Below are 24,726 nucleotides of genomic sequence, written 5' to 3'. Positions count from 1 at the left end.
ACGGGGGAATATGAGATTTTTTTTTGGCCTGGAAGGCAGTGGCCAGCCGGTTGCCTTCTTTTAAATATGCTAAATGGACGTTTTCTGGCCCGCCCGTTTGGGCTCAGGCTTCCGCGGCCCTGGGGAGGGCCCTTTCCCTGGCTTTTTCAAGCCGTTCCCTCAGAGCGGGCGGAAGGTGTATCGAAGACGTATCCACCCCCGAGAGGATATCAATCAGCACTTCGGCCCTGTCCTTCACTGGAAGGCCCTTGTGTATGATAATCCGCCTCTCGCCCCGAAGCTGGAAGATGCCCCCCCTGGCGGTGACTTCGCCTTTCCGGAGGTCTTCATACGAGAGCTTTATCGAGAGCCGTTCGGCTGTCTCTTCGAGTGTCTGGAGAAGTGCTTCGTCCTTCATTGCCGGTATATTTTCCAGGAAAGGCGCTTTGGTGTCAAGTCAAAAGAGACCCTCGCCGGACGTGCAATTGCGATTAGCGCGTTTTAATACGGCTGCCGGGAACCTGGTCTGACACGAAGTTGATGTTGTAGGGCTTCTGGACAAATGAGTTGACACACCAGGGTAGTTGAATTATATTCATACAGTATTGAATTGCCCGGAATCTTCCATTTTCCCGGTTTCCCCTTTGAAAAACCGCTTCTCTGCATAATAGCCTTGAAAGGAGTCGTAGATGGGCGAGAACACGATAAATGTATCAGATTCCAATTTCGAATCCATGGTGCTGAAATCCGATATCCCGGCCCTGGTGGACTTCTGGGCGAGCTGGTGCGCCCCGTGCAAGGCTATCGCCCCCATTGTGGACGAGATGGCCGCGGCCTATTCCGGCAAGGTGAGGGTGGCGAAGATGAACGTGGACGACAACCCCTCCACTCCGGGCAAATACGGCGTAAGGGGCATCCCGACCCTGATACTCTTCAAGGACGGGAAGGTCGTCGACCAGCTTGTCGGCGCGGTGCCGAAGGACCAGGTAAAGGAGCTTATTGAAAAAGCGCTTTAAGCGGGACAATCCGTCTGGGTATCCTGGAGGCAGGCCGAGAGGCCTGCCTTTTTTGCTTTCGGTTGCAAAGCGCCTCCAATAAGGTTAAAATCACGAAAAAGCAAAGTAGGTGTCCTGAAATGGCTAATAAAATGGGCCCGCGCGGCCATGTGCTCAATATAGCGGTAATCCTCTTGTTCCTGGGAATCGGCCTCTGGGGTTGCGGAAAATCCGAGGACAGGCCGAAAGCGGAAGAGAAATCGAATGCCTCCAGTGAGGCTGCCCCCCGAAAGGCGGTACCTTTCAAGGTCATGGGGTTCGACGGCAGGGAGCTCGGGCTCGAGGAGCTTAAGGGCAAGCTCGTTGTCGTCAATTTCTTCGCGAGCTGGTGCGGCCCCTGCAGGATGGAGGCCCCTGAGCTTGAGCGGGCCTGGGCGGAGTTCAAGGGGAGCGGGGTCGAGTTCGTGGCCATCGCGGTTGACGATACCGAGACAAATGCGCGGGAGTTCATAAAAGCGTTCAAGGTCACCTTCCCGGCGGGCATCGACTCCGACGGACGGATAATGTCCGATTACAGGATAGGCTTCATACCCATGACCTACGTCATTGGAAAGGACGGCACGGTCCTGCAGGTCTTTAACGGCATGGTAACACAGAAGACCCTTTCCGAGTTCCTCAGGGAATACCTGAAGGCATAAGTTCTCCTCCTTGCGGCCCGGCGGTTGCGCCCTCCGGCCATCGCTGTTAAAATCAATTCATGTCGTTTGCGGTTACCATGCCGTAAATCACTTCCTTACGAGGTGCCTGATGGCCCTCCGGCTCTCGCCCGGCGCGATTACCGTTCTCGAGAAGCGGTACCTTAAGAAAGACGAATCCGGACGCGTTGTTGAAAGCCCTGACGGGATGTTCAGGCGCGTGGCCGGGAATATAGCGCAGGCCGAGGCCCTCTTCGGGAGGCCCGAGGACGCCTCCCGCTACGAGGAGGCTTTCTACGGCCTCATGTCCCGGCTCGAATTCCTTCCGAACTCCCCGACCCTAATGAACGCCGGGAGGAGGCTTCAGCAGCTCGCGGCCTGTTTCGTCATCCCGGTCGACGATTCCCTCGAATCCATATTCAAGGCGGTAAAGAATACCGCGCTCATACACCAGTCCGGAGGCGGCACGGGTTTTTCTTTCTCAAGGCTACGCCCCGCGGACGACATCGTAAGCTCGACCGGAGGCGCCGCGAGCGGGCCCGTCTCGTTCATGAGGGTCTTTAACGCCGCGACGGAGGCCATAAAGCAGGGCGGCACGCGAAGGGGCGCGAACATGGGGATACTCCGCGTGGACCATCCGGACATAATCCAGTTCATAACGGTCAAGGAGGACCCGGCCGAGTTCAGGAACTTCAACCTCTCTGTCGCGGCGACCGACTCCTTCATGCGCGCAATCGAGGAGGGCGGCTCATACGAGCTGGTGAACCCGAGGACCGGCTCTCCTGTCGGAAAGCTCTCAGCAGGCGAGGTCTTCGACCTGATAGCCAGGAGCGCGTGGAGGAGCGGCGAGCCCGGCGTCCTCTTCATAGACCGCATAAACAGGGTGAACCCGACCCCGCGCCTCGGCTCCTTCGAAGCCACGAATCCATGCGGAGAGCAGCCGCTCCTCCCCTACGAGCCCTGCAACCTGGGCTCTATTAACCTCGGGAGGATGGTCAGGGAGGAGCGCGGGGCATGGGCGCTCGATTGGGAGAAGCTTGAGAAGTCGGTAGCGCTCTCCGTACGGCTCCTCGACGACGTCATTGAGATGAGCAAGTATCCCACAAGCGAAATAGACGCGATGGCTAAAGGAAATAGGAAGATAGGCCTGGGCGTCATGGGCTTTGCCGACCTCCTCGTACGCCTGAGGCTCCGGTACGGAAGCGACGAAAGCCTGGCGTTCGCGCGTAAGCTCATGAAGTTCATAAGCGAGAAGGCATGGGAGGCCTCCAGGGCCCTTGCACGGGAAAGGGGCCCCTTCCCCAATATAAGGGGGAGCGTCTTCGATAAGCCGGGGGCCGCTCCTGTAAGGAACGCAACGGTTACGACCATTGCGCCGACCGGGACGCTCAGCATCATAGCCGCCTGCTCTTCTGGGATTGAGCCGTTCTTCTCCCTTAGCTACATAAGGCAGGTGCTTAACGGGGTCGAGATACCGGAGGTGAACCCGCTTGTCGCCGAGGTCGCGAAGGAGGAAGGCTTTCATAACGAGAGCCTTATCGAGCACGTGGCCAGGGGAGGGGACCTTAAGGACAGGGACGAGGTGCCTGAACGCATAAGGGAGATATTCGTCACAGCGTATGAGCTGCCGCCTGAGGCACATATAAAGATGCAGGCCGCCTTCCAGGAATATACCGACAATGCCGTCTCCAAGACTATAAACCTTCCGCCTGACGCCTCGGTCGAGGATGTGAGGGCCGCCTACCTCGCCGCATGGAGCCTCGGCTGCAAGGGCGTTACCGTCTACAGGTCCGGGACCAGGGCCGAGCAGGTCCTCACCTGCAAAAGCCCCCTTTACTGCTGAAAGTACGGGTGGACAAAGCGCCCCGATTCTGATAAGAAATTGGGACGAGGCGTTGTCCCCCGCACCATGCGCCCGCGGAAAATCCACGTGACCGGACGGTAAAAGATGAAGATATCCCCCTCGATACTCTCGGCGGACTTTACCAGGCTCGCCTCGGAACTGAAGGCCCTTGAAGACGGAGGAGCCGATTACATACACGTAGATGTCATGGACGGCAGGTTCGTCCCGAATATCACCATAGGGCCCTTCGTCGTCGAGGCCATAAGGAGGGGGACGAAGCTCCCGCTTGACGTGCACCTCATGATAGAGGAGCCGGAAAGGTACATAGACGATTTCGCCAGGGCCGGAAGCTCGATAATAACCGTGCACGTAGAGGCCGCCACCCACCTCCACAGGGCGGTGCAGGCCATAAAGGGACACGGGCTCCGGGCGGGCGTTTCGATAAACCCGGGTACCCCGGCGTCGTCCCTCGAAGCGATCATCGGGGACGTGGACCTCGTCCTCGTCATGTCCGTGAACCCGGGTTTCAGCGGCCAGGACTTCATACCCGCGACACTCGGAAAGATCAGCGCCGTCCGCCGGATGATCGAGGCTACGGGCACGAAAATAGAGCTCGAAGTGGACGGCGGCATAAAGGCCGGGAATATCCGTACTGTAGCAGCCGCCGGGGCCGACGTCTTCGTCTCGGGCTCGGGGGTCTTTTCCACACGCGACTACGCGAAGACGATATCGCACATGAAAAAAGAGATAGCTTCCGCTTAAACCGTAATACCATCCGGCTTACTCACCTTGCGCGTACTCGCATTATAGCTCCCCGTCATCCAGGAACCACCCTCATCCAGTCTTCCAGGAGAGCTCGGCAGCCCCTCTTGCAATCCGGCGGGGCCGCTGGAGGAGGGAACTCTTGCATTATAAATCGGATTCAAGCAATCGCGCCTCCGCAGAACTGGAAAAGCTCAGGGAAGAGCTTGAAAAGGCAAGGGAGCGCGAGAAGGAGTTCATAAGCACTCGGCGGGCCATGCTCTCTCTCCTCGAGGACAATACCGCCATCGCCGAGGGCATCATGAAATCCAAGAGGGAATGGGAGGCCACCTTCGACAGCATACTCGACCCCATGCTCATACACGATTCCGGGATGAGGGTATTGAAATGCAACAGGGCCTACCAGGCTGCGGCGGGTATGCCATTTAACGAAATAATAGGGAGAAAATACTATGAGGTCTTCCCGAAAATGGACGGGCCTTTTGAGGCGTGCAGAAGGATGCTCGGGAAGGGGGAGCCCCACGCCTGCACCGAGGAGATAAGGGTGGCGGGCCCGGAAAGGGTCTACAATGTGAGCTTCTATTTCCTTGAAAAGGACGAGCCGACCGCCATCCAGATCTTCCGGGACGTAACGGAAGAGAAGAGGAGGACCGAAAGGGAAAGGCTCGTATACGAGCTCTCGCAGGACGTCATGGGGAGCCTGGATCTCGAGTTCAGGCTCAAGAGGATATGCGGCACGGCAGTAAGCTTCGGTTTCAGGATGGCCTGGGTGGGGCTCCTCGGTCCTGATACCGGAGAGATACTGCCCAGGACGCTCGCTATTGCAGGAGAGGGCGGCGCCTCCATAACGGAATCCGCCCTGGACGAATCCCAAGATTTCCCGTGCGCCGAAGGGCCCTCCTTGAGGGCCGTAAGGAACGGGACCCCGGAGGTACAAAACGGTATCCCGGCCCCGTGGAAAACCGTTCCTGGCGGCGGACCGGTTGACGGGCCGGGGTCCGCGGCCTCTTTCCCCATAACCGAGGCCGGGAAGTCCATCGCTGTGCTCACTATATGCTCCGCAAAAGAGGAATTCCCCGAGAACGAGGTCCCGTTCCTTCAGACCCTTGCGAACCAGGCGGCCCTCTGCATCAGGAACGCCAAGCTCTTCAGCGAGCTTAAGGAAACCTCGCAGAAGATGAGGGAGGAGATGGAGATAACCAGGCACCTCCTTGCCATAGCATTCGCCACCGAGCACACGACGGATATCGGTAAGCTCATGGGGCACGTGGTAGAGAGTCTTCTGTCCATAATGGAGGCGGACTGCTGCCTTTCCTACCTCTGGGACAGGGAAAAGTCCTTCTTCGAGCCCTCGGTCCAGAAGGGTCTCCCCCCTGATCTGGCCTCTCTCTTCAGGATAAACCCGCTTAAGCCCGACCTGCCGTTCGTCAGGAAAGCAATGGAGTCCGGCCCGCATCTTGAGGTCCTCGAGGATGCCGCTGGAAAAGAGGCGCTCGAATGGACGGGCGGGGCCGAGGCCGCGATAATACTGCCCCTTGCCCGCAAAAGCGAATGGCTGGGCGCGCTCCTTTGCCTTTACACCTGCCCGCCAGGCAAATACAGCGGAGGGCTTACGAAGAGGGACCGGGAGGTGCTCGGTGGCATATCCTACCAGGTCTCGACCGCGCTGGATGAGGCCAAGCTTTATCAGGACTCGATAAACAGGGCGCTTGACCTTTCGAGGAAGGTCGAGACCATAAGCATTATGCACGAGATAGACAAGTCCATCCTCTCCACGCTAGAGCCCAATGAGATACTGGAGATAGCGGCCAGGATGGTCTCGAAGATAATCTCATGCGACAGGGCAACCGTAGCCCTCGTCGACAGGGAAAAGGGCGGCTTCGTATACGAGGCGGGCTTCGGCTTATCGCTTGAAAAAGGGGGCCTTATACCATTTTCGGATACGAGCACGACCGAATTATTGAGTACCGGAAGGCCGCAGTTCGTGCCCGATATAAACGAATCCGCCCGGCTGCCACTCGAGGAGGCCCTCTTCAAGGAGGGGTTCCTTTCCCAGCTGCTAGTCCCTCTAGCGATCAAGGGAGAGGTGGTCGGGGTGCTTACGGTCGGGGCAAGGAGGAAGGCGGCCTTCACCTCAGACGATTTTTCGGTCATGGAGAAGCTCGCCTCCCAGATCGGGGTCGCCCTCGAGAACGCGCGGCTTGTAAGCGACTTAAGCGAGCTCTTCCTCGGAATAGTGAAGACCCTTTCCGAGGCTATCGACGCGAAGAGCCCGTGGACCAAGGGCCACTCGGACAGGGTCACGAAATACGCCCTGGACATAGCACGGGAGATGTCTTTTTCCGCCGGTGAGCTTAAGGACATGGAGCTCGCGGGGCTCCTCCACGACATAGGGAAGCTCGGGACATACGAATCCATACTGGATAAGCCAGGGAGGCTCACCGACGAAGAGATGGCCGTCATAAGGAAGCACCCGCAGAAGGGCGCGGACATACTCTCGCCCATAAGGCAGATGAAGAGTATAGTGCCTGCCATAAAGCACCATCACGAGTCATACGACGGGTCGGGTTATCCCGAGGGCTTCAAGGAAAGGGAGATTCCGCTCATGGCCCGCATACTGGCTGTGGCGGATACCGTGGACGCGATGAGCGCCGACAGGCCGTACAGGAAGGGCCTGCCGATGGAGAACATAGTCCGGGAGCTTAAAAGGTGCTCGGGTACGCAGTTCGACCCGGAGGTGGTGAAGGCTTTCCTGAGGACGGTCGCCAGGTCCGGGGACTCCGGTCACCTCACGCGGGTGTAGCCGAGCCCTATCCCTATGCCGATGCGCGGCCCCGGGTCGTATGAAGGGGGGTCAAGGAGGGCATGCTCCCTGGGCTGGATTACAGGGTAGTCGTAAGTGCCTCTCCCTATGCGGAGCCTTTCGGTGCCGATGACCTCGCCCGCTACCGTTATCCTTTTGCCCCTCGAGTATACGGCCGGGTCCCTGAACCCCTCGAACTCGACAAGGAACCTGCCTGCCGATTCGCCGCGTTCGGCCGGCCGGAGCCTCGAATCGAGCCCCTCCTGCAGGACCTCCACGACCGTCCTGCCTTCCTCGTTACGCGTCTCCAGTATGGTCCCTCCGAAGACCACGGATGCGCCTACATAGTCGGCTGGCCTGGATGCTACCTCGCTGAACTCGAGGCCCCGGTTGACGGTCCCTAGCGTCTCCTTCGAGATGACCGGGGCGCAGCCGGAGATGAAAATAAAAGCGAGGGCCGAAAGCAAAAGGAACCTCTTGGCCATGGGCAGTATCCTTCCTGGTTGTGGAACCGGCATGCGGCCACTATAATTGAAAATAGCAGGTTAATGGCAACTGTCAACCAGGAGCGCGGATTGAAGGAGACTGGAAGGTTCGTCGTGCACAGGCACGAGGCAAGGCGACTTCATTATGACCTCCGGCTCGAGCGGGAAGGGGTCTTGAAGAGCTGGGCCGTTCCCAAGGGGATGCCCGAGAGCCCCGGCGTAAAAAGGCTCGCCGTAAGGGTCGAGGACCATTCGCTCGACTACTTCGGCTTCGAAGGCACCATTCCTGAAGGGCAATACGGGGCCGGAAAGGTGGAGGTCTGGGATAGCGGGACGTACGTCGAGGAGTCCTGGGGAAAAGACAGGATAACGGTCGAGTTCAACGGGAAAAAGCTTTCCGGGAGGTATGCCCTGGTCCGTTTCATGGAGAAGAACTGGCTTGTAGTCAAGCTCAGGCCCAGGGACGCTTGACCAGTCCTACGAGAGGCCGTCTCCTTCGAGGAGAAACCCTATGGCCGCTACCGCCGCCCTGACCGCGTTATCGGTGCCGGCCCGGAGCGCATTAGCGGTTATCTTCCCGGTGCTCCCCCTGTTCACAACCCCGGTTACGCAGCCGCCCTTTAATCCCAGTGCGGAGGTAACGGTCAGTAGAGTCGAGGACTCCATCTCGTAGTTGAGCACATGGAGGGCCTTCCATTCCATTGTCGCGCCCCTGAACCTCCGGAGCTTGTACTTCATAAAGGAGTCAGGCCTCTCCTCGCCGGGGTAGAAGGTATCGGATGAGGCGGTCACGCCCACATGGAAGCGGACCCCGGCCTTTTTTGCGCCGAGGACGAGGGACGCCACTATGGAGAAGTCCGCGACAGCCGGGTATTCGATCGGGGCATAGTGCGTGGACGCGCCGTCAAGGCGGACCGAGCCTGTAGTTATGACGCAGTCACCGTTCCTGATATCGTCCTGGATGGCCCCGGTCGTGCCGACGCGGATGAAATGTGTGACGCCCAATTGGGCGAGCTCGTCAACGGCAATCGATGTGGACGGGCCGCCTATGCCGGTTGAGGTGACGAGCACTTTACTGCCTGATGCCTCTGTCAGGCAGGTCGTGAACTCGCGTTTTGAGGCTATGAGGGAGAATTCGGTGCCGTAGGCCCTGGAGACCGCCTCGGCTATGGGCCGGGACCTCCCGGGGTCGCCTGGAAGAAGGGCGATGGTAGCGCCTTTTATCGCCTTTCTGTCGAGGTCAAGGTGGTAGACCTTTGCCATCCCGGGCGGCTCATCCCTTCCTGAGGAATATCCTGATTGTCTTGTCCTCCCGGTCGAGGGCCAGGAGCTTGTTGCCGGTAGCTTCCGCCCAGAGCGGCAGCTCTTTCTGGGAAACAGGATCGTCGGTAAGCACCAGCAGCACCTGCCCAGGAACCATCCCTTCAAGCGCAAGGGCCGTCTTTACGGACGGCATGGGACAGCTTAAGCCCCTTGCGTCCAGCGTTTTGTCAGGAGCAAACTCTTCCATTGGTATCCTTCCTGGAAAACTGCCGTGCGCCGTCCTCTGCAGGTCCGGGGCACTTAAATAAAAAGGTTGACGTCTGAGTCCCTGGCTATCGAGAGATAGCTTACCGCCCCGATGACGTCGCGGCACTCGTCTATGAAGTCCTCTTTCCGAAGGCCCATTACCGTCATGCTCATCTCGCAGGGATAGAACTTGACCCCCATGGCGGAAGCGGTCTTTATGAACTCCTCCAGGCTCGGCACCCTCTTCTTCGACATCATGGCCTTGAGCATTACAGGGCCCATGCCCATCATATTGAGCTTCGAGAGGGCGAGCTTCCTGGCATGGCCGTAATTTACGATATTCAGCATCCTCTGCATCCAGTTCTGCCCTTTTATGAGGCCGCCTTTTTTCTTGATGGCGTTAAGCCCCCAGAAGGTGAAAAAGATGTTAACTTTCATGCCCATGGACGCGGCTGCGGTCGCTATGACGAATGCCGCGATAGCCTTGTCGAGGTCGCCGCTGAAAAGGACGATAGTGACGCTGTTTTTCGCCTGCGCCTGCGCTGCTGGCATACTGGTTCCCATAGGGTTATGATACCCCGGAAAGCGCGTTTTGTTCAAGGTTTTTTGAAAAGCGCGCCCGCCCGAGCGTACCCGGTCCTGCCTGCCGGTGTGCTCCGGGAAGAGGCTTCTTTTTGTTCGCCTAAACAAATCATTGCAAAAATTTTATGTTTGTGCTATTTGTTCTACTTGAGGGGCACCCGCAATCCACTTCCCACTCAAGCGGTGACCTTACTCTTCCTGGTAAACAACAGCTATGAATCTTGTCCACGGGACCCTCCATAGGCACGGCCAGAGCGGTTCCTCAGACGGACTTTCCTCACTTCTGGAGAAGGTCTATGAGGAGCGGGGCTGGGATTTTAGAAATTACAAGAGATCCACGCTCTCGCGAAGGGTGTCAAAACTCCTTCATTCCGCCAGGGCGGGCTCCTGCGAAGACTATCTCCATATCCTGAAAAAAGACCCTTACGAATACCACAGGCTCTTTTCCACGCTCACGATAAAGGTCAGCGAGTTTTTCAGGGAGCCGGAGGTCTTCTCCGCGCTCGAAGGCATAATAAGGCGCGAGTTCAGGGATACGCCCCTGAAATCCTGGTGCTGCGGATGCGCCTACGGCGAGGAGGCCTATTCGCTCGGGGCGCTCTTTGCGGAGGCCATGAGCCCCGAGGCGCTTTCAGGCTCGCGGATATTCGCGACCGATATCGACTGCGACGCTCTCGACCAGGCCAGGAGGGCAGTCTACAGGGAGGACGCGATAGCCAACGTCTCGGCGGCGTTACGGGAGAAGTACTTTGTGCCCGCGGACGGCTTCTTCAGGGTGAGCATGGACCTGAGGAGCCTCGTAAGGTTCGGCACCCTCGACATTGTCCAGAGCCCTTCCATCAAGGGTGTGAGCGTACTTTTCTGCAGGAATCTTTTCATATACTTCAACAAGCCCCTCCAGGAGAAGGTCTTCACTAAGCTCGACTATGCGCTCCGGCCCGGCGGCATACTGGTGATGGGGAAGGCGGAGGTTCTGCCGCAATCGTATTCCTCAAGGTATGAACCGCTCGGGCGCGGCCTGAACATCTACAGGAAATGCCGATGAGACCCCTCAGGTACTTCTACGGACGGCCCATGGGGTTCAAGTTCACGGTCGTCTTCCTCTCCGTCGTCCTTGTCCCGATGTTCCTCCTTGCCTATATCTCCTACAGGGTGATAGACACGAGGCTCATGGAGCACGCCCTGGAGCAGGTCTCAACGGGCATAAAGGCCGCGTGGACCGAATATTATGTCAGGGGCGAGCAGATGCGCTACGGCATGCTCCAGGCCGCGGCCATGCGCGAGATACAGGACGCGGTTTCCGCCGGAAACGCCGTCTATCTCAGGGACAGCATGATATCCTGGAAGAAGGCCAGGCCTTATGTGGACATCTGGGCCGTTACCGACGCGGAGGGCAGGGTCATAGCAAGGCTCAACGGCGCCTCAAACGGGGACCGGTTCCTTCTCGGCGGCCTTACCAGGCAGGCTGTAGAGGCCAGGGAGGCCCGGACCTCGACAGAACTCCTCGACGGGCCGGCATTGAGGCTTGAGGGGCCGGAGCTTGCCCGGAACGCGTTCCCGGACGCGAACGAGGCTCCCGGTAGCGAACCCCCCGGCGTGCTGGCCCTTATGGTGGTCACCCCGGTGCTGGACGGGCGGGGCGCGGTAATCGGGACCATAATCACCGGGGACGTGCTTAATAACGACAGCTTCATACCCGACATGGTGTCCAGGAAACTCCACGGGTTCTTCACGACCGTATCCGCGGGGGGCGTGCGCATCTCGACGAACATAATCGACGAGAACGGAAGGAACATGCGCGGCACGCGCGTAAACGGGACGGCCTATTCCGAGCTTTCGGCCGGAAAGCCTTTCCTCGGCGAGATGAAGGTCGGTGGGCTTTCGCTCATATCCATGTCCGAGCCGATCAGGGACTCGAGGGGCAATATAGTCGGCTCACTGCACGTGGGCATTTCCAAGGAAAGGCTGTGGGCCATACAGAGGGAAAACCAGCTGGTCATAGCTGTAATAACCCTCATCGGCTTCAGCTTCGCGCTCATGGCCGCCTTCGTCTCGACCAGCAGGATAACGAGGCCCCTCAAGGAGGTAAAGGAGAAGCTCCTTGCGTACGGCAGGGGCGACCAGGGCGTCAGGATAGCGGTCGAGGACGCGGAGGCGGTGGACGAAATAGCCGTGCTGGCGAAGGTATTCAACAGGATGGCCGACGAGGCGGGCGGAAGGGAAGCCGAGAAGGCCAGGTACCTTGCCGAGATAGAGGCCAAGAACACCGAGCTTGCCCACTTGAACGAGGAGCTCCGGATATCGAACGAGGAGCTCGAGATAGCGTACGAGGAAACACAGAGCCAGACAGAGGAGCTCCACGCCATAAACGAGGAATTGAAGCTCCTTAACGAGGACCTGGACAGGAAAAACACGGAGCTCCAGAAGGCGAACAGGATAATACTCAAGGAAGAGGAGGAGCTAAAGAAGGCTAAGAACAAGCTCCGGCTCATCTACGACGGCATCAGGGATTTCATACTGCTCGTGGACAGCGATTACAAGATAGTAGAGGCGAACAGGTCCTTCCTGGAGATGACGGGCCTTGCCGAGCGCGCGGCCGTAGGAAGGAACGTGTACGCCGCGTTCGGGCTTGAGCCGCCGGCCAGGAACTGCCCCGTTAAGAAGTCGATAGAGAACTCGTCCCCCGCCGAGATGGAGTTCACGACCCCGGACGGCAAGGTGTTCGTCTGGCAGTCCTATCCGGTGCTGGATGGGGCAAAGCCGGGGAGCGCCGTCGTCTACGTCCATGACGTGACGGAGAAACGGCTCCTTACGCAGAAGCTCCTCCAGTCGGACAAGCTTTCGTCGTTAGGAGAGCTCGTATCGGGCGTTGCCCACGAGCTCAATAACCCGCTTACCGGGATAATGTGCTTCTCCGAGCTCCTCCTGGAGGACAAGCTCGGCGAGAGCGCCAGCTCGAAGATAAGGAAGATCAACGAGGCCTCGCACCGCTGCAAAAAGATTATCGAGAACCTTCTCACCTTCGCCAGATGGAAGAGGCCGGAAAAGAAGTACGGCGACGTCAACCGCATTATAAGGGACAGCCTGGACTTCAGGGCGTACCAGCTGAGGATCGACAACATAAAAATCGACCTCGACCTCGACGATTCCATACCCGGGACCATGCTGGATTCCAACCAGATACAGCAGGTGTTCCTGAACCTCATAAACAACGCGAGCGACGCGATAAAGGAGGGCGGCTCCGGCGGCACCATCAGGATAAGCAGCAGGCACAGCAACGGGAAGATAGTCGTAAGCGTCGAGGATTCCGGAAAGGGCATTTCAGAGGAGATAGCGAACAGGATATTCGATCCGTTCTTTACCACAAAGGAGGTCGGGAAGGGCACCGGGCTCGGCCTTTCCATTTCGTACGGCATAGTGCACGAGCACGGAGGCAATATATACGCCTCGAGCCGGAGGAGAAACGGGACCACTTTCATCGTGGAGCTCCCGGTCGCGGGCGACGACTCGGAAGGCCTCTTTTACGGGGGCAAGGAGTCCTCCGAGAAGATAAGGGTGGAAGGGAAAAAAGCGCTCGTGGTAGACGACGAGCTGATAGTCCTGGACCTCCTCATGGACTCGCTTACGGGCTTCGGGTTCGTGGTGGACAGGTGCTCATCCGCCGAGGACGCCATTATCAAGGTGTCCAGCTCGGAATACGACCTCATAATAAGCGACATCAAGATGCCAGGCCTCGGGGGCAAGGGGTTTTACAACGAGGTGCAGGTCTTGAGGCCCGAGGCCCTCAAGAAGATGATATTCATCTCGGGAGACAGCATAAACCCGGAGACGCAGGCCTTCCTTTCCAAGGTGGGCGCGCCTTCAATCAAGAAGCCCTTCACCATTGACGAGCTCAGTAGTATCATATCTAGAGTGGTGACTTGACCTGCGGCCCTTCCCGGCCCTTCCTTGACTGCGTGCAATCCAAATTTTCAGAGGTTCCCTTATATAATGGCCCGCCTGCACCGAATCACCGAAATGAGCGCTGAACCCCAACAGACCCTTTTTCGGCCAGGAGCCGAAAGCCCGCTCCTTTTTTTCGGGCTTCTTTCTCTTCGGGGGCCTTCCGCCGCTGAAAGCGTTGACCGATATTGGTATCCGTGGCAAATTGTATGAAGGGTGCGCCGCCTGGAGTAAAAGAGGCTATTTGCGGACAGACTCGTCAGGCGCAAGAGTTTAGTTGAAAGGGAGGCGAATGTCGTTAAAAGCCGGTAAAATGCCCCTGCCGGTCCTGCTCGTCGACGACGAGGCGCAGATTCTGAAGAGCTACAGCGTCATGCTCCGTAGCGCCGGGATAAAGCAGGTCCTTACAGTCGACGACAGCAGGCAGGTGATGCCGCTCCTTGAGAAGCAGGAGGTCGCGGCCATTGTCCTCGACCTTTCCATGCCCCATGTCTCCGGGACCCGGCTCCTCAATGAAATAGCCAACAGCCACCCGATGGTCCCGGTCATAATACTCACCGCCGTAAACGACATCGAGACCGCCGTCGAATGCATGAAGGCTGGCGCCTTCGATTACCTCGTGAAGCCCGTGGAGCGGAGCAGGTTCGAGGCGAGCGTGAGGAGGGCGCTCGATTTCCATTCGCTCCGAATCGAGGTCCTTTCGCTCAAGCGGAGCCTCTTGATGGGCGACCTCGAGAACGAGGAAGCCTTCTCCTCCATAATAACCATAAACAAGAAGATGAGGGCCATCTTCCAGTATGTCGAGGTCATAGCGGGCACCCAGCAGCCGGTCCTCATAACAGGCGAGACCGGGGTGGGCAAGGAGCTCTTCGCAAGGGCGGTCCACGACATAAGCGGCAGAAAAGGGGAGTTCGTGGCCGTGAACGTGGCAGGGCTGGACGACACCATGTTCTCGGACACCCTTTTCGGCCATAAGAAAGGCGCGTATACAGGGGCGGACGAGGCGAGGGAGGGGCTCATAGCCCATGCCGCCGGCGGGACTCTTTTCCTGGATGAAATAGGAGACACAAACGAGTCCTCCCAGGTAAAGCTCCTCCGTCTCCTTCAGGACCAGAAATATTATCCTCTGGGCTCGGACGTGCCTAAAAAGAGCGACGTGAGGATAGTCGTCGCGACGAACCACGATTTCCAGAGGCTCATAGCCGAAGGCGGGTTCAGGAAGGACCTCTATTACAGGCTTCGGGCTCACCAGGTCCACATACCTCCGCTGCGGGAGCGTACCGAGGACATCCCGGTGCTCCTGAACCATTTCCTCGCCGAGGCCGCGGCCGCCATGAAAAAGAAAAAGCCCACCCCGCCGCCCGAGCTAGCTACCCTCATGTCCACCTATCACTTCCCCGGCAACATAAGGGAGCTCCAGGCCATGGTCTATGACGCGGTCGCCAGGCACAAGGGCGGGGTGCTCTCAATGGAAAGCTTCAAGGACATAATAGGCCGGGAGAGGACTGCGGCAGCCCCGCAAAAAGAGCTTAAGCCCGGACCGCCCGTCTCCGCAGAAGACTTTCCCACCCTGAAGGAATCGGAAGACTTCCTCATCGCCAGGGCCCTTGAGCTTTCCCACGGGAACCAGGGCATAGCCGCGAGCCTTCTGGGGATTACCCGCCAGGCGCTCAATAAGAGGCTCAAGAGAAAGAACCCCCGCAAGCATTAGGTATCAATCAGATCTTCCCTTGGTAGGAATTAGTCATTCTGAGCGAAGCAAAGAATCTGTTTTGCCGTCTTCAAAATTCGACACTCCTGCGTACAAGAAAAGTACGACTCATTCCTCGTTTTTCGCCTCCTCGCATCCCGGACTTTTTGGAACAGCCTGTACATGTTTTTGAGTTTTTCGGCAAGCTCTTAAGGGCTCCAAGCCCATTCGCCCATCGACGGGCTTGCCGTCCAGGAAGTCCTTTCTTTATCTCCCTGGCCAGACCCGGCCTCCTTCATTTGTTCGTTTTCTCTTTCCGTGCACCGCGTTGCCTGTGGAGTCCTTCAAACACCCCTGAGACATTTTTTGCTCCTGCGATTCTTTTTGCACCCTCACGAAACCCTTGCCCCGACAAGCCATTTCGATTTTCAGGGATAAAAGCTTTGAACAACCGTCGCATCCCGTGCCGTGTGCAGGCGAGCGTCTGACACGCGATATCGTTTGCAAAATCCGGCGCCGGTCCCTTGGCATGCTTTCTGCAAAACATTTCTCGCATTGAGACAAGCGGCCAAGCGCATTTGTGAGTGCCCTTTCAGGATTCCCTAAGGATAACCTCTGAAGGCCGGACCTCCCAGACAGAACGCTTTCAGGATTCGCAGGCTTTAAAAGGAACCCGGCGCTCCGGGTGAGCGGGAAAACTCAGCTCGTGGATACGGTCATGCTCAACTCGAAGAATATCCTCGTCGTCGACGACGACGAGAACATACGGGACCTCTGCTCGGAGGTGCTGCGCGTCGCCGGGTACCAGGTGGACACCGCAAGGCACGGGCTCGAAGGCCTTGAGAGGCTCCGGAGCGCGAGCTTCGGCTACGACCTCGTCATCTCCGACATGAACATGCCGGAGCTCGGCGGCATGGAACTCTACAGGGCCGCCGTTAAGGACAGCCCAGGGCTCAAGGACAGGTTCCTTTTCGTGACAGGCAACCCCGAGGCGGCATTCGGCCGCGGAGCCTATAGCGGCATCTCCTGCCTTCCCAAGCCTTTCCGGATATCCGAGCTCCTCGGGAGGGTAGAGGAGCTAATGGAGAAGTCGCTTCTGGGGGGCTTGGGGCCTGCCGGAGGCAAAAGAGGCGAGGGGAGGCTTGAGCTCTCGCTGGACTGTCTTCTGATAACGGGCGGCGTGCGGCTAAATGCCCGCACGGTCAATATTTCCCCGAACGGCATGAAAGTGAAATACCAGGGCAGGGCCCTTCTTCTGGCAGGGAGCGTTCTCGACCTTCGCCTCGGCGTAGGCCACGGGTTCGAGACCGGGAGAAGGGCGGTTGTGGCTTGGTCGGCAGAGGCGGGCGGCTCCCTCGTTTCGGGGCTCAGGCTGGATGAGCCGGTGCCTGTATCCTCACTCGTAAACGCGGCGGCCCGGCAGACGGGAACCGAGGCTCAAGGTTTTCGCCCGGAAGAGGGGCCTCCTCAAAAGCATCTTTGAAAATCAGCGTCAAGGAGGAGCAAATGTTCAAAGGCAAAGGCAAGAACAAGAAATACGTGGGCTTTGGCGGAAACGGCGAGGAAAAGCCGTTCGTGCCCATGAAAAAGCTCTCGGACGGGGCGCCGGCCCGGAACCAGCAGAAGTGGCCGCTCCCGTACCGGAGAAATAAAGCGGATGAAGACGGCGGAAGGGCCGTCCCCGGCCATGAGGACCGGCCCGGACGCGACTACGCGAAGGAAGAGGCGGCGCTTGGGCCCGAAGCAGCCTCCAAGCCGGCCGGGAAAAGGCGCGGCAGGAAAGAGGACAGGGAAAAGGAAACTACCGCGACCGATTCGGTCAAGGTATATTTCAGCGGCATAAAGAGGTTCGCGCTCCTTACGTCGGACGAGGAGAAGACGCTAGCCAGGAAGATCGCGAAAGGCGATACCCAGGCCAGGAGGAAGATGATAGAGGCGAACCTCCGGCTAGTGGTCAACATAGCGAAAAGGTACCTTAACCGGGGGCTTCCGCTCCAGGACCTCATAGAGGAAGGAAACATCGGCCTTATAAAATCAGTCGAGCGGTTCAAGGCGACAAAGGGGTGCAAGTTCTCAACCTACGCCACTTACTGGATAAAGCAGGCGATAGAGCGCGCCATAGCCAACCAGTCATCGATAGTGCGGCTCCCCATACACGTCACAGCCGACATCTCCAAGCTCACACGGGCCAACAGGGAGCTTACGAGGGCCCTCAAAAGAGAGCCTAGCCTCGTCGAGCTCTCGGAGAAGACCGGCCTCTCCGGGAGGTACGTGAAGAAGCTCAACACCATAAGCAAGAAAAGCTATTCTCTTGAGGCGAGCTTTCCGGACGACACCGACCAGTCGCTCCTCGACAGGCTGGAGGACGACAGGTTCCCGACCCCGATGGAGGTCATCGACGACTCGCGGAGGGTTGAGAGGATAAACTCCTGGCTGGGGATGCTTGACGAGAACGAGAGGACGATCCTTAAGCTCAGGTTCGGCCTCGAGGAGGACGAGCCCCAGACGCTGGAATCGATCGGAAAGTCCTTCGGCGTCACCAGGGAGCGCGTGCGTCAGATAGAGGTAAAGGCCCTCGACAAGCTCAAGAAGATAATACGCCAGTCGGACATAGTTTCCTTCGATTCGGTCTGATGACGGGCGGGGGCGGCGCGTCTCCCGCCCCCGCCCCTGAGCTATTTCAGAGGCGCGGGTTTCTCCTGAAAGGAAGTAAACCGCTCGCGCGGCATTCCATCAAGGGGGCGGGCAATGACAATAAAGGTTTTGATCGCCTTCAGCAACCTCCTTTTCTCTGAAGGGATAAGGAAGCTCCTTGAAGGGACGGGTGATATACAGGTCGCCGGGATAGTCGAGCCCGGGGCAGGCCCCCGGGATGCCATGGAGTCACTGAGGCCGGACTGCGTACTGGTGGATTTTACGACCCTCTTCAACGGGTTCGGAGAAGACGGCCCTGCCTCTGGCAGGTTCATACTCATCGATACCAGATGCGGCGAGGAGAACATAGTCTCGGCCGTGCTCACAAAAGGGCTCAAGGGGGTGCTGGCCGCTGGCTCGACCCCGCTTATACTCAAAAAGGCCATAAGGGCCGTCGCCTGCGGCGAGATATGGCTGGACAAGATAGAAGTGAAAAACATACTCACCGGGCTCCATGCCCTGAAGAAGGCGGCAAGGCCGTCTCTTTCCGAAAGGGAATGGGAGGTGGTGAGCCTCGTGGGCCAGGGGTTCAGGAACAAGGAAATAGCCGTCAAGCTCTGCATAAGCGAGCCCACCGTCAAGACCCACCTTCAGCGCATATTCCACAAGCTTGATATCCAGAACAGGCCCCAGCTCATAACCTTCGCCCTCAGGAACCAGAACGAGCGCCAGGCCGCCGGGAGCGCTTGACCGGACTGCAGGCCACCCCGGGCCGCGTCTCCGCGCCCTATTTCACGAAGCCTGCGGCCTGTCCATACGGACGGAGGGGTTTGACACCCGGTGTGCCCTGATATAAAATCCCTTCAAGGCGGCAACGCTTCCAGCCGCCCGTCAGGCGAAGCGATTCCTCCGAACGCCTGAGAGCCTTTTCAGCCCCCATGCAAGCCCCAGAAAAGCAGCTGGCCGAATCCGGTTGCCTTGCCGGGGCTGACAATCCAATCAGCCAGGAGGGCCTTTGAAGGACAAGGCCGTCACTGTGGTCGTGGAGATACCGAAAGGGTGCCGCAACAAGTACGAGTACGACCCTGCGGCAAAGGTCATCCGGTTCGACCGGATGCTCTTCTCGGCGGTCCATTACCCGAGCGACTACGGCTTCATACCCGACACGCTCGCCGAGGACGGCGACGCGCTCGACGCCCTTGTCCTCGTATGGGAGCCGACCTTTCCTGGCTGCCATATAGATACGAGAGCGGTGGGCGTTTTCAAGATGTGGGACGAGAAGGGGCCTGACGATAAGATACTCTGCGTTCCGCTCAGGGACCCCCTTTGGAACTACATAAACGAGCTCAAGGACGTACCGCCGCATCTCCTTAAGGAAATAGGCCACTTCTTCGAGATATACAAGGATCTGGAGGAGAAAAAAACAGGCGTCAAGGGCTGGGCAGGCCGGGAATCAGCAGAGAAGGTGATATCCGAGTCGAGGGCCCGGTTCCGCAGGCAACGGGCCGGACGGGAAAGCGAAAGCTCCTGAGGCGCGCAGTCGTAATGGCAGAATCGGCCAAAACGGGGCATTTGCAAGCCGCTCCATAAACCTCATCCGGATCAGTTCAACAGAGAGAGAATGAAAAGGCCCTTTCCCCTCGCATACAAAGTCGTGCTGGCATTCCTTGTAGTCCTCCTTCCTATACTTGTCATATTTCTCCTCAGCCTCAAGAGCATCAGCAGGAACACCGGCGCCCTGGTGAATGAGAACCTGAGGTCCACGGCCGAGGCCAGGTCCGGGGAGCTCCTTTTTTACCTTGAGTCGCTTAAGCAGAGGGTCCTGGACTTTTCGACCGACGGGATGATAAGGGACAGCTTCGAGAGGGCGGTCAGGGACGGTCTTCCCGAGGACCCGGCCCTCAGCGCTTACCTGATCGAGCACAAGCTCCCGGTCCTTGAGGACGCGTACAGGCTTTCGATAATGCGCATGGATGGAAAGGTAGTCTCCTCAACAGACCGGACCGTTATCGGGGAGAACAGGTCAGGCCAGGAATTTTTCCTGAGGGGGCGTGAGGGCCCTTCGATATCGGTCCGCCCCTCGGGCGTGCCGGATTTCGTTGTCTCGGTCCCGCTCCATAGCAGGGAAAACGGAGAGCTGATAGGCGTACTCGCGGCCTTCGTTCCAAAGGAGCGGCTTGGAGATATACTGGCCCGCGGCAGGGGGCGTGATATCGGCATCACCCGCTACGCGCTGGAAGGCTACAGGACACTGGACATGTACATCGTGAACAGGGACAGGCTCATGATAACCCCTTCATGGCTTATCGAGGACACCGCCTTCAGGACGACCGTGGATAGCGAGGCGGTGCGGGCCTGCCTGGGCGAAGGAAGGGACCACCTGGGCACCTACGAGGACTACAGGGGCGAGATAGTACTAGGCACGTCCATTTGCATGCCGGAATTCGGCTGGGTGCTCCTGACGGAGGTGGATCGAAGCGAGGCCTTCGCGCCGGTCAGGCACCTGGTGAATTACGGCGCGCTGACCGGAGCAATAGTGCTGGTCCTCGTCTCCGGTTTCGCGCTCTATTTCTTAAGGATGGCCAGGCAGCTCAAGTCCATTGCCTCGGCCTCGAAGGAGATAGCCGCCGGAAACTACTCTGTCCGCGTGCCGGTAAGGAACGGGGACGAGATAGGGATACTTGCCAGCCATTTCAATAAGATGGCCGGGGAGGTGGAAGAGAGGAACCGGGCCATATCCGAGAGCGAGGAGAAGTTCAGGGGGCTCGTCGAAGCGACCAGCGACTGGGTATGGGAAGTGGACGAGAATGCAGCATACACGTATGTAAGCCCGAAGGTAAGGAGCATACTGGGATACGAGCCTGAAGAGATAATCGGCAGGACTCCTTTCGAGTTCATGCCTCCCGGAGAGGCCGAGAGGGTCGGCAGGGAATTCGCGGCCTATGCCGGAAAAAGGGAGCCTTTCAGCCTGATCGAGAACACGAACATGAGAAAAGACGGTTCGTTTGTGGTCCTTGAAACGAGCGGTTCCCCCATCTTCGACTCGAACGGCGTCTTCCGGGGCTACAGGGGAGTTGACAGGGACATAACCGCCAGGAAAACGGCCGAGGACGCCTTGAGGAAAAGCGAATCGAGGCTCGCCAACGCGCAGAGGATAGCGAGGCTCGGGAACTGGGACTGGGACATCGTAAAGAACGACCTCCACTGGTCGGACGAGATATACAGGATATTCGGGGTCGCTCCCAGGGAGTTCGGGGCCACATATGAAGCCTTTCTCAACTATGTGCATCCCGAGGACAGGGAAAAGGTTATAAGGGCCGTAGACGAGGCGCTCTACAGGAAGGCGCCGTATTCAATTGACCACAGGGTAGTGCTCCGCGACGGGACGGAAAAGACAGTGCACGAGCAGGGGGAGGTCGTCTATGACGACGGAAGACCGCTAAGGATGACCGGGACCGTCCTGGACATAACCGAGCGGAAGAAGACCGAGGACGAGATACGGAAATTGAATATCGAGCTCGAGGAGCGGGTGGCGGCAAGGACAGCCGAGCTCGAGGCGGCGAACCGGGAGCTCGAGGCCTTCAGCTACAGCGTCGCGCACGACTTGAAGACCCCCTTGAGGACGATAGACGGGTTCGCCCGGATACTCTTGAAGGACAGCTCCGAGGCGCTCGGCCCTTCGGGAAGGGAATATCTTGAAAGGCTTGTGGCCGGGAGCAGGCGGATGGGCGAGCTCATAGACGCGCTTCTTAAGCTGTCGCGCGTCATGAGGGCGGAGATGGCGGTAGAGAGGGTGTACTTGAGCGGCATGGCGAGGGCCGTCGCCTCGGATTTGAGGAAGGCCCAGCCCGAGAGGAATGCCGAGTTCATCATCCATGAGAACCTGGCCGCGGACGGCGATCCGGGGCTGTTGAAGACGGTTATGGAGAACCTTATCGGGAACGCCTGGAAGTTCACGTCGAAAAAGGACGTGGCCAGGATAGAGTTCGGCTCATCCGGCGAGGAGGAAGGGAAAAGGGTCTTTTTCGTGAGTGATAACGGCGCCGGTTTCGAGATGAAGTACGCGGAAAGGCTCTTTAACCCTTTCCAGAGGCTCCACGGCGAGGACGAGTTCCCTGGCACTGGCGTCGGGCTTGCCACCGTCCAGAGGATAATACAACGCCACGGAGGCAGGATCTGGGCCGAAGGCGAAAGGGACAAGGGCGCAACTTTTTATTTTACTCTTTAACTGAAAGTGGGTTACAATTGTTACGATTTTCAAATCCGTAGCCAACCCAAGAGCGAATGCACCCTGAAGCCATCCCTCTCAAGGTCCTTATCGCCGAAGACTCGGAAGACGACCTCATATTCCTCATGCGCGAATTGAGGCGCGGCGGCTACGAGATGTCCTTTCTCAGGGTGGATAATGAAAGAGACCTGCGGGAAGCGCTCGAAAAAGGCCCCTGGGACCTTGTCATCTCCGATTATATAATGCCGAGGCTCTGCGGCCTCGAGGTGGTGAAGGCCGTTAGGGAACGCGGCCTCGAGGTCCCGGTCATAGTAGTGTCGGGCCTCATGGGCGAGGACCTGGCGGTCACCACCATGAAGGCCGGGGCGGACGATTATATCCTCAAGGACAAGCTCTTCAGGCTCCTCCCGGCGATAGAGCGGGAGCTCCGCGACTATGCCACGAAAAGGGCGCACAGGAAGGCAGAAGAGGAGCTCCGTGCCCTAAACCGGCTCCTTGAGACACTGACCGAGGTCGACAAGATGCTCGTAAGGGAGTCCTCCGGCAGGAGGGTCCTTTCCGAGACCTGCCGCATACTCGTTGAAAAGGCCGGGTTCAGGGCCGCGTGGATAGCGAAAGCGGAACTCCCGACGGGCGAGGTCGTCCCCGTTGCCGCGGCCGGTTGCGACAGTGATTTCCTCCGGATCGCCCGAAGAAGGCGCGATAGTATCCCTCCCGGGCCGGGCACTGTGGGCAGGGCCATAAAATCCGGCGCCTACTCCGTATGCCTCGATATCGGAAGCGATGAAAGCCAAAAGCCCTGGGCCGGTGAGGCCATAAGCCGCGGCTACAGGGCATGCGCTTCCTTCCCTCTCCTGGTAAGGGGGTCGGTCTTCGGGGCCCTCACCGTCTACTCCGAAAACCCCTCGGTCTTCTTCGAGAAGATGGTGGACCTCCTTCTGAGCCTCGCGGCGGACGTGGGGTCCGCCCTCCAGCTCCTTGAGGAAGCCGCGGAGCGCAGGAAGGCCGTCGAGGCCCTCAGGGAAAGCGAAGAGCGCCTGAGGACCATCTTTGAATCCGCGATGGACGGGATGTTCGTCATCGACATGGAAGGGCGCTATCTTGACGTAAACCTCGCGGGCTGCCTGATGGTCGGCTATTCGCGTGAAGAGATACTTTCATCCGACGTGACGCTTCTCACTTTCGGAGAGAGGCTCGACAGGCTGAAACTGCACGAGTCGCTCTGGAAAAGGGGTGGTTTTCTGCAGGAGGTGCCGTTAAGGAGGAAAGACGGCTCGGTCCTCTGGGTAGACATGGCCGTAACGCCTTTCAAGGTCGGCGAAAAGGAGCTCGTCCTAGGGGTAAAAAGGGACATAACCGCGAGAAAGAACGCTGAAGACGCCTTGAGGGAAAGCGAGGAGCGGTTCAGGCAGATATTCGAGCAGAACCAGAACGCGCAGATGCTCATCGACTACGGGAGCTGCAGGATAACCGACGCGAACCCGGCGGCCGTAATGCTCTTCGGATACTCGAGGGAGGAGCTCGCCGCTTCGGACCCGCCCCCTTTCCTCCACGGCCTATCGGAGTCGATAAAGAGCCTTTCGGCCAGGGAGGCCGGGTTCGTTATAGACAGGTCGGAGAGCGTGAGGAAGGACGGCACCAGTGTGACCTTCTCGGCCAGGGGCCAGGTAATAAAGCTCAAGGGCAGGGACGGGAAGATGGTCCTCTGCACGGTCCAGGACCTGACCGAGTTCATAAGGCTGGAGGAGGAGGCCCGGCAGATGCAGGCCAAGCTCATCCACGCCAACAAGATGACCTCCATCGGCACGCTCGCTTCAGGGGTCGCCCACGAGATAAATAACCCGAATAATTTCATCCTCTTTAACTCGGCCCTCCTCGCGGACGCCTGGAAGGATTCGGTAAGGATACTCGACGGGTATTACCGCGAGCACGGGGACTTCTCGCTCGGGGGGCTCCCCTACTCGGAGATGTCCGAGGTCATACCGGAGCTCCTTTCAGGGATAACCGACGGGTCGAGGAGGATAAAGGGGATAGTCGACAGCCTCAAGGACTTCTCGAGGCCCGACAAGGCCTGCTTCGATGGAGAGCTCGACTTGAACAGGGCGGTGCTTGCGGCCGTCTCGATCCTCAGCAGCCAGATAATGAAGCACACGGACAGGTTCGAGGTCACGACCGCCGAGGGCCTCCCGGCCGTCCGGGGGAGCTCCCAGAAGATCGAGCAGGTGCTCATAAATCTTATACTTAACGCCCTCCACGCGCTCCCGGAAAGGACGAGGGGCGTCCATGTAAGGACTTTCCATGACAAGGAAAAATGCGAGGTGGTGATCGAGGTCAGGGACGAGGGCGCCGGGATGACAAAAGAGGTGCTGGAGAGGATAACCGAGCCCTTCTTTACGACGAGGGGGGATGCCGGAGGCACAGGTCTCGGCCTTTCCATATCCTATTCGATAATAAGGGAGCACAAAGGGAGCATGGATTTCGAATCCGAACCCGGGAAAGGCACGACCGTTTCAATAAGGCTTCCGGCCGGCAAATAATTAAGGTTGCCTGAATCCGCACTCCCCCCGTAAATTCAAGCC

At 58.5% G+C, this 24,726-nt stretch carries 20 protein-coding genes; 15 read left to right on the top strand and 5 right to left on the bottom strand.

The window, feature by feature from the left end; translation table 11 throughout:
- Positions 1–103 precede the first annotated feature (103 nt).
- Positions 104–397, bottom strand: a complete 294-nt coding sequence (locus K8I01_06795) for a hypothetical protein (GenBank protein ID MBZ0220123.1) — start codon at positions 395–397, stop codon at positions 104–106.
- Positions 398–668: 271 nt separating this feature from the next.
- Here K8I01_06795 and trxA point away from each other — a divergent pair, with 271 nt between their 5' ends.
- The 5 genes from trxA (at position 669) to K8I01_06770 (ending at position 7,077) form a co-directional block, all read left to right on the top strand.
- Positions 669–995: a thioredoxin gene (trxA, locus tag K8I01_06790; protein MBZ0220122.1), complete on the top strand. Its 327-nt coding sequence runs from the start codon at positions 669–671 to the stop codon at positions 993–995.
- Between the two features lie 119 nt (positions 996–1,114).
- Positions 1,115–1,672, top strand: coding sequence for a TlpA family protein disulfide reductase (locus tag K8I01_06785; GenBank protein MBZ0220121.1), 558 nt, complete (start codon positions 1,115–1,117; stop codon positions 1,670–1,672).
- Positions 1,673–1,781: 109 nt separating this feature from the next.
- Positions 1,782–3,512: an adenosylcobalamin-dependent ribonucleoside-diphosphate reductase gene (locus K8I01_06780; protein MBZ0220120.1), complete on the top strand. Its 1,731-nt coding sequence runs from the start codon at positions 1,782–1,784 to the stop codon at positions 3,510–3,512.
- 105 nt (positions 3,513–3,617) lie between these two features.
- Positions 3,618–4,274 (top strand): ribulose-phosphate 3-epimerase, encoded by a 657-nt coding sequence (gene rpe / locus K8I01_06775; GenBank protein MBZ0220119.1) that lies wholly within the window; start codon positions 3,618–3,620, stop codon positions 4,272–4,274.
- Positions 4,275–4,416: 142 nt separating this feature from the next.
- Complete coding sequence (locus K8I01_06770; protein MBZ0220118.1) at positions 4,417–7,077, top strand: GAF domain-containing protein; 2,661 nt, start codon at positions 4,417–4,419, stop codon at positions 7,075–7,077.
- On the opposite strand, the gene K8I01_06765 is transcribed toward K8I01_06770, so the two are convergent.
- Complete coding sequence (locus tag K8I01_06765) at positions 7,059–7,562, bottom strand: Slp family lipoprotein (protein MBZ0220117.1); 504 nt, start codon at positions 7,560–7,562, stop codon at positions 7,059–7,061. The genes K8I01_06770 and K8I01_06765 overlap by 19 nt on opposite strands.
- Positions 7,563–7,625: 63 nt before the next feature.
- Here K8I01_06765 and K8I01_06760 point away from each other — a divergent pair, with 63 nt between their 5' ends.
- Positions 7,626–8,033 (top strand): ATP-dependent DNA ligase, encoded by a 408-nt coding sequence (locus K8I01_06760; protein MBZ0220116.1) that lies wholly within the window; start codon positions 7,626–7,628, stop codon positions 8,031–8,033.
- Positions 8,034–8,039: 6 nt separating this feature from the next.
- Here the strand turns inward: K8I01_06760 and udp are convergent, their stop codons facing one another.
- The 3 genes from udp to K8I01_06745 are packed head-to-tail and all read right to left on the bottom strand — an operon-like array spanning position 8,040 to position 9,623.
- Positions 8,040–8,825 (bottom strand): uridine phosphorylase, encoded by a 786-nt coding sequence (gene udp / locus K8I01_06755; GenBank protein MBZ0220115.1) that lies wholly within the window; start codon positions 8,823–8,825, stop codon positions 8,040–8,042.
- Positions 8,826–8,835: 10 nt separating this feature from the next.
- Positions 8,836–9,072 carry a sulfurtransferase TusA family protein gene (locus K8I01_06750; protein MBZ0220114.1) on the bottom strand — a complete coding sequence of 79 codons (237 nt, stop codon included), beginning with the start codon at positions 9,070–9,072 and terminating at the stop codon, positions 8,836–8,838.
- A gap of 53 nt (positions 9,073–9,125) precedes the next feature.
- Positions 9,126–9,623, bottom strand: a complete 498-nt coding sequence (locus K8I01_06745) for a DsrE/DsrF/DrsH-like family protein (GenBank protein ID MBZ0220113.1) — start codon at positions 9,621–9,623, stop codon at positions 9,126–9,128.
- Between the two features lie 244 nt (positions 9,624–9,867).
- Here K8I01_06745 and K8I01_06740 point away from each other — a divergent pair, with 244 nt between their 5' ends.
- The 9 genes from K8I01_06740 to K8I01_06700 all read left to right on the top strand — a co-directional run bounded on the left by K8I01_06740 (position 9,868) and on the right by K8I01_06700 (position 24,684).
- Positions 9,868–10,698 carry a protein-glutamate O-methyltransferase CheR gene (locus tag K8I01_06740; protein MBZ0220112.1) on the top strand — a complete coding sequence of 277 codons (831 nt, stop codon included), beginning with the start codon at positions 9,868–9,870 and terminating at the stop codon, positions 10,696–10,698.
- A complete protein-coding gene (locus tag K8I01_06735; GenBank protein ID MBZ0220111.1) occupies positions 10,695–13,577 on the top strand; it encodes a cache domain-containing protein in 2,883 nt (960 codons plus the stop codon). Before K8I01_06740 ends, K8I01_06735 begins: the two co-directional genes overlap by 4 nt.
- A gap of 310 nt (positions 13,578–13,887) precedes the next feature.
- Positions 13,888–15,306: a sigma-54 dependent transcriptional regulator gene (locus tag K8I01_06730; protein ID MBZ0220110.1), complete on the top strand. Its 1,419-nt coding sequence runs from the start codon at positions 13,888–13,890 to the stop codon at positions 15,304–15,306.
- A 664-nt stretch (positions 15,307–15,970) separates the two neighbouring features.
- Positions 15,971–16,768, top strand: a complete 798-nt coding sequence (locus K8I01_06725; protein ID MBZ0220109.1) for a response regulator — start codon at positions 15,971–15,973, stop codon at positions 16,766–16,768.
- A 98-nt stretch (positions 16,769–16,866) separates the two neighbouring features.
- On the top strand, positions 16,867–17,919 hold the full coding sequence (locus tag K8I01_06720; GenBank protein ID MBZ0220108.1) for a sigma-70 family RNA polymerase sigma factor: 1,053 nt from the start codon (positions 16,867–16,869) through the stop codon (positions 17,917–17,919).
- 114 nt (positions 17,920–18,033) lie between these two features.
- Positions 18,034–18,669 (top strand): response regulator transcription factor, encoded by a 636-nt coding sequence (locus K8I01_06715; GenBank protein ID MBZ0220107.1) that lies wholly within the window; start codon positions 18,034–18,036, stop codon positions 18,667–18,669.
- Positions 18,670–18,934: 265 nt separating this feature from the next.
- The gene (locus K8I01_06710; GenBank protein ID MBZ0220106.1) at positions 18,935–19,450 is read left to right on the top strand and encodes an inorganic diphosphatase; all 516 of its coding nucleotides are present in this window, start codon (positions 18,935–18,937) and stop codon (positions 19,448–19,450) included.
- Positions 19,451–19,540: 90 nt separating this feature from the next.
- Positions 19,541–22,147 (top strand): PAS domain-containing protein, encoded by a 2,607-nt coding sequence (locus tag K8I01_06705; GenBank protein ID MBZ0220105.1) that lies wholly within the window; start codon positions 19,541–19,543, stop codon positions 22,145–22,147.
- 56 nt (positions 22,148–22,203) lie between these two features.
- Positions 22,204–24,684, top strand: coding sequence for a PAS domain S-box protein (locus K8I01_06700; protein MBZ0220104.1), 2,481 nt, complete (start codon positions 22,204–22,206; stop codon positions 24,682–24,684).
- Positions 24,685–24,726: the final 42 nt, after the last annotated feature.

The sequence above is a fragment of the Deltaproteobacteria bacterium genome, assembly GCA_019912665.1.
Classification (GTDB): domain Bacteria; phylum Desulfobacterota; class GWC2-55-46; order GWC2-55-46; family GWC2-55-46; genus UBA5799.
The sequence above is the reverse complement of the archived record's forward strand: the minus strand, read 5'-3'. Positions and strand labels throughout refer to the sequence as shown.

What these genes read in the sequence shown, in the direction of transcription:
- K8I01_06730 (MBZ0220110.1), top strand. Translation starts at nt 13,888, where the DNA reads ATGTCGTTAAAAGCCGGTAAAATGCCCCTGCCGGTCCTGCTCGTCGAC.
- K8I01_06750 (MBZ0220114.1), bottom strand. Translation starts at nt 9,072, where the DNA reads ATGGAAGAGTTTGCTCCTGACAAAACGCTGGACGCAAGGGGCTTAAGC.
- K8I01_06765 (MBZ0220117.1), bottom strand. Translation starts at nt 7,562, where the DNA reads ATGGCCAAGAGGTTCCTTTTGCTTTCGGCCCTCGCTTTTATTTTCATC.
- K8I01_06705 (MBZ0220105.1), top strand. Translation starts at nt 19,541, where the DNA reads ATGAAAAGGCCCTTTCCCCTCGCATACAAAGTCGTGCTGGCATTCCTT.
- K8I01_06735 (MBZ0220111.1), top strand. Translation starts at nt 10,695, where the DNA reads ATGAGACCCCTCAGGTACTTCTACGGACGGCCCATGGGGTTCAAGTTC.
- K8I01_06760 (MBZ0220116.1), top strand. Translation starts at nt 7,626, where the DNA reads ATGGCAACTGTCAACCAGGAGCGCGGATTGAAGGAGACTGGAAGGTTC.
- K8I01_06720 (MBZ0220108.1), top strand. Translation starts at nt 16,867, where the DNA reads ATGAAAAAGCTCTCGGACGGGGCGCCGGCCCGGAACCAGCAGAAGTGG.
- K8I01_06715 (MBZ0220107.1), top strand. Translation starts at nt 18,034, where the DNA reads ATGACAATAAAGGTTTTGATCGCCTTCAGCAACCTCCTTTTCTCTGAA.
- K8I01_06785 (MBZ0220121.1), top strand. Translation starts at nt 1,115, where the DNA reads ATGGCTAATAAAATGGGCCCGCGCGGCCATGTGCTCAATATAGCGGTA.
- K8I01_06780 (MBZ0220120.1), top strand. Translation starts at nt 1,782, where the DNA reads ATGGCCCTCCGGCTCTCGCCCGGCGCGATTACCGTTCTCGAGAAGCGG.
- K8I01_06795 (MBZ0220123.1), bottom strand. Translation starts at nt 397, where the DNA reads ATGAAGGACGAAGCACTTCTCCAGACACTCGAAGAGACAGCCGAACGG.
- udp (MBZ0220115.1), bottom strand. Translation starts at nt 8,825, where the DNA reads ATGGCAAAGGTCTACCACCTTGACCTCGACAGAAAGGCGATAAAAGGC.
- K8I01_06745 (MBZ0220113.1), bottom strand. Translation starts at nt 9,623, where the DNA reads ATGCCAGCAGCGCAGGCGCAGGCGAAAAACAGCGTCACTATCGTCCTT.
- K8I01_06700 (MBZ0220104.1), top strand. Translation starts at nt 22,204, where the DNA reads ATGCACCCTGAAGCCATCCCTCTCAAGGTCCTTATCGCCGAAGACTCG.
- rpe (MBZ0220119.1), top strand. Translation starts at nt 3,618, where the DNA reads ATGAAGATATCCCCCTCGATACTCTCGGCGGACTTTACCAGGCTCGCC.
- K8I01_06740 (MBZ0220112.1), top strand. Translation starts at nt 9,868, where the DNA reads ATGAATCTTGTCCACGGGACCCTCCATAGGCACGGCCAGAGCGGTTCC.
- trxA (MBZ0220122.1), top strand. Translation starts at nt 669, where the DNA reads ATGGGCGAGAACACGATAAATGTATCAGATTCCAATTTCGAATCCATG.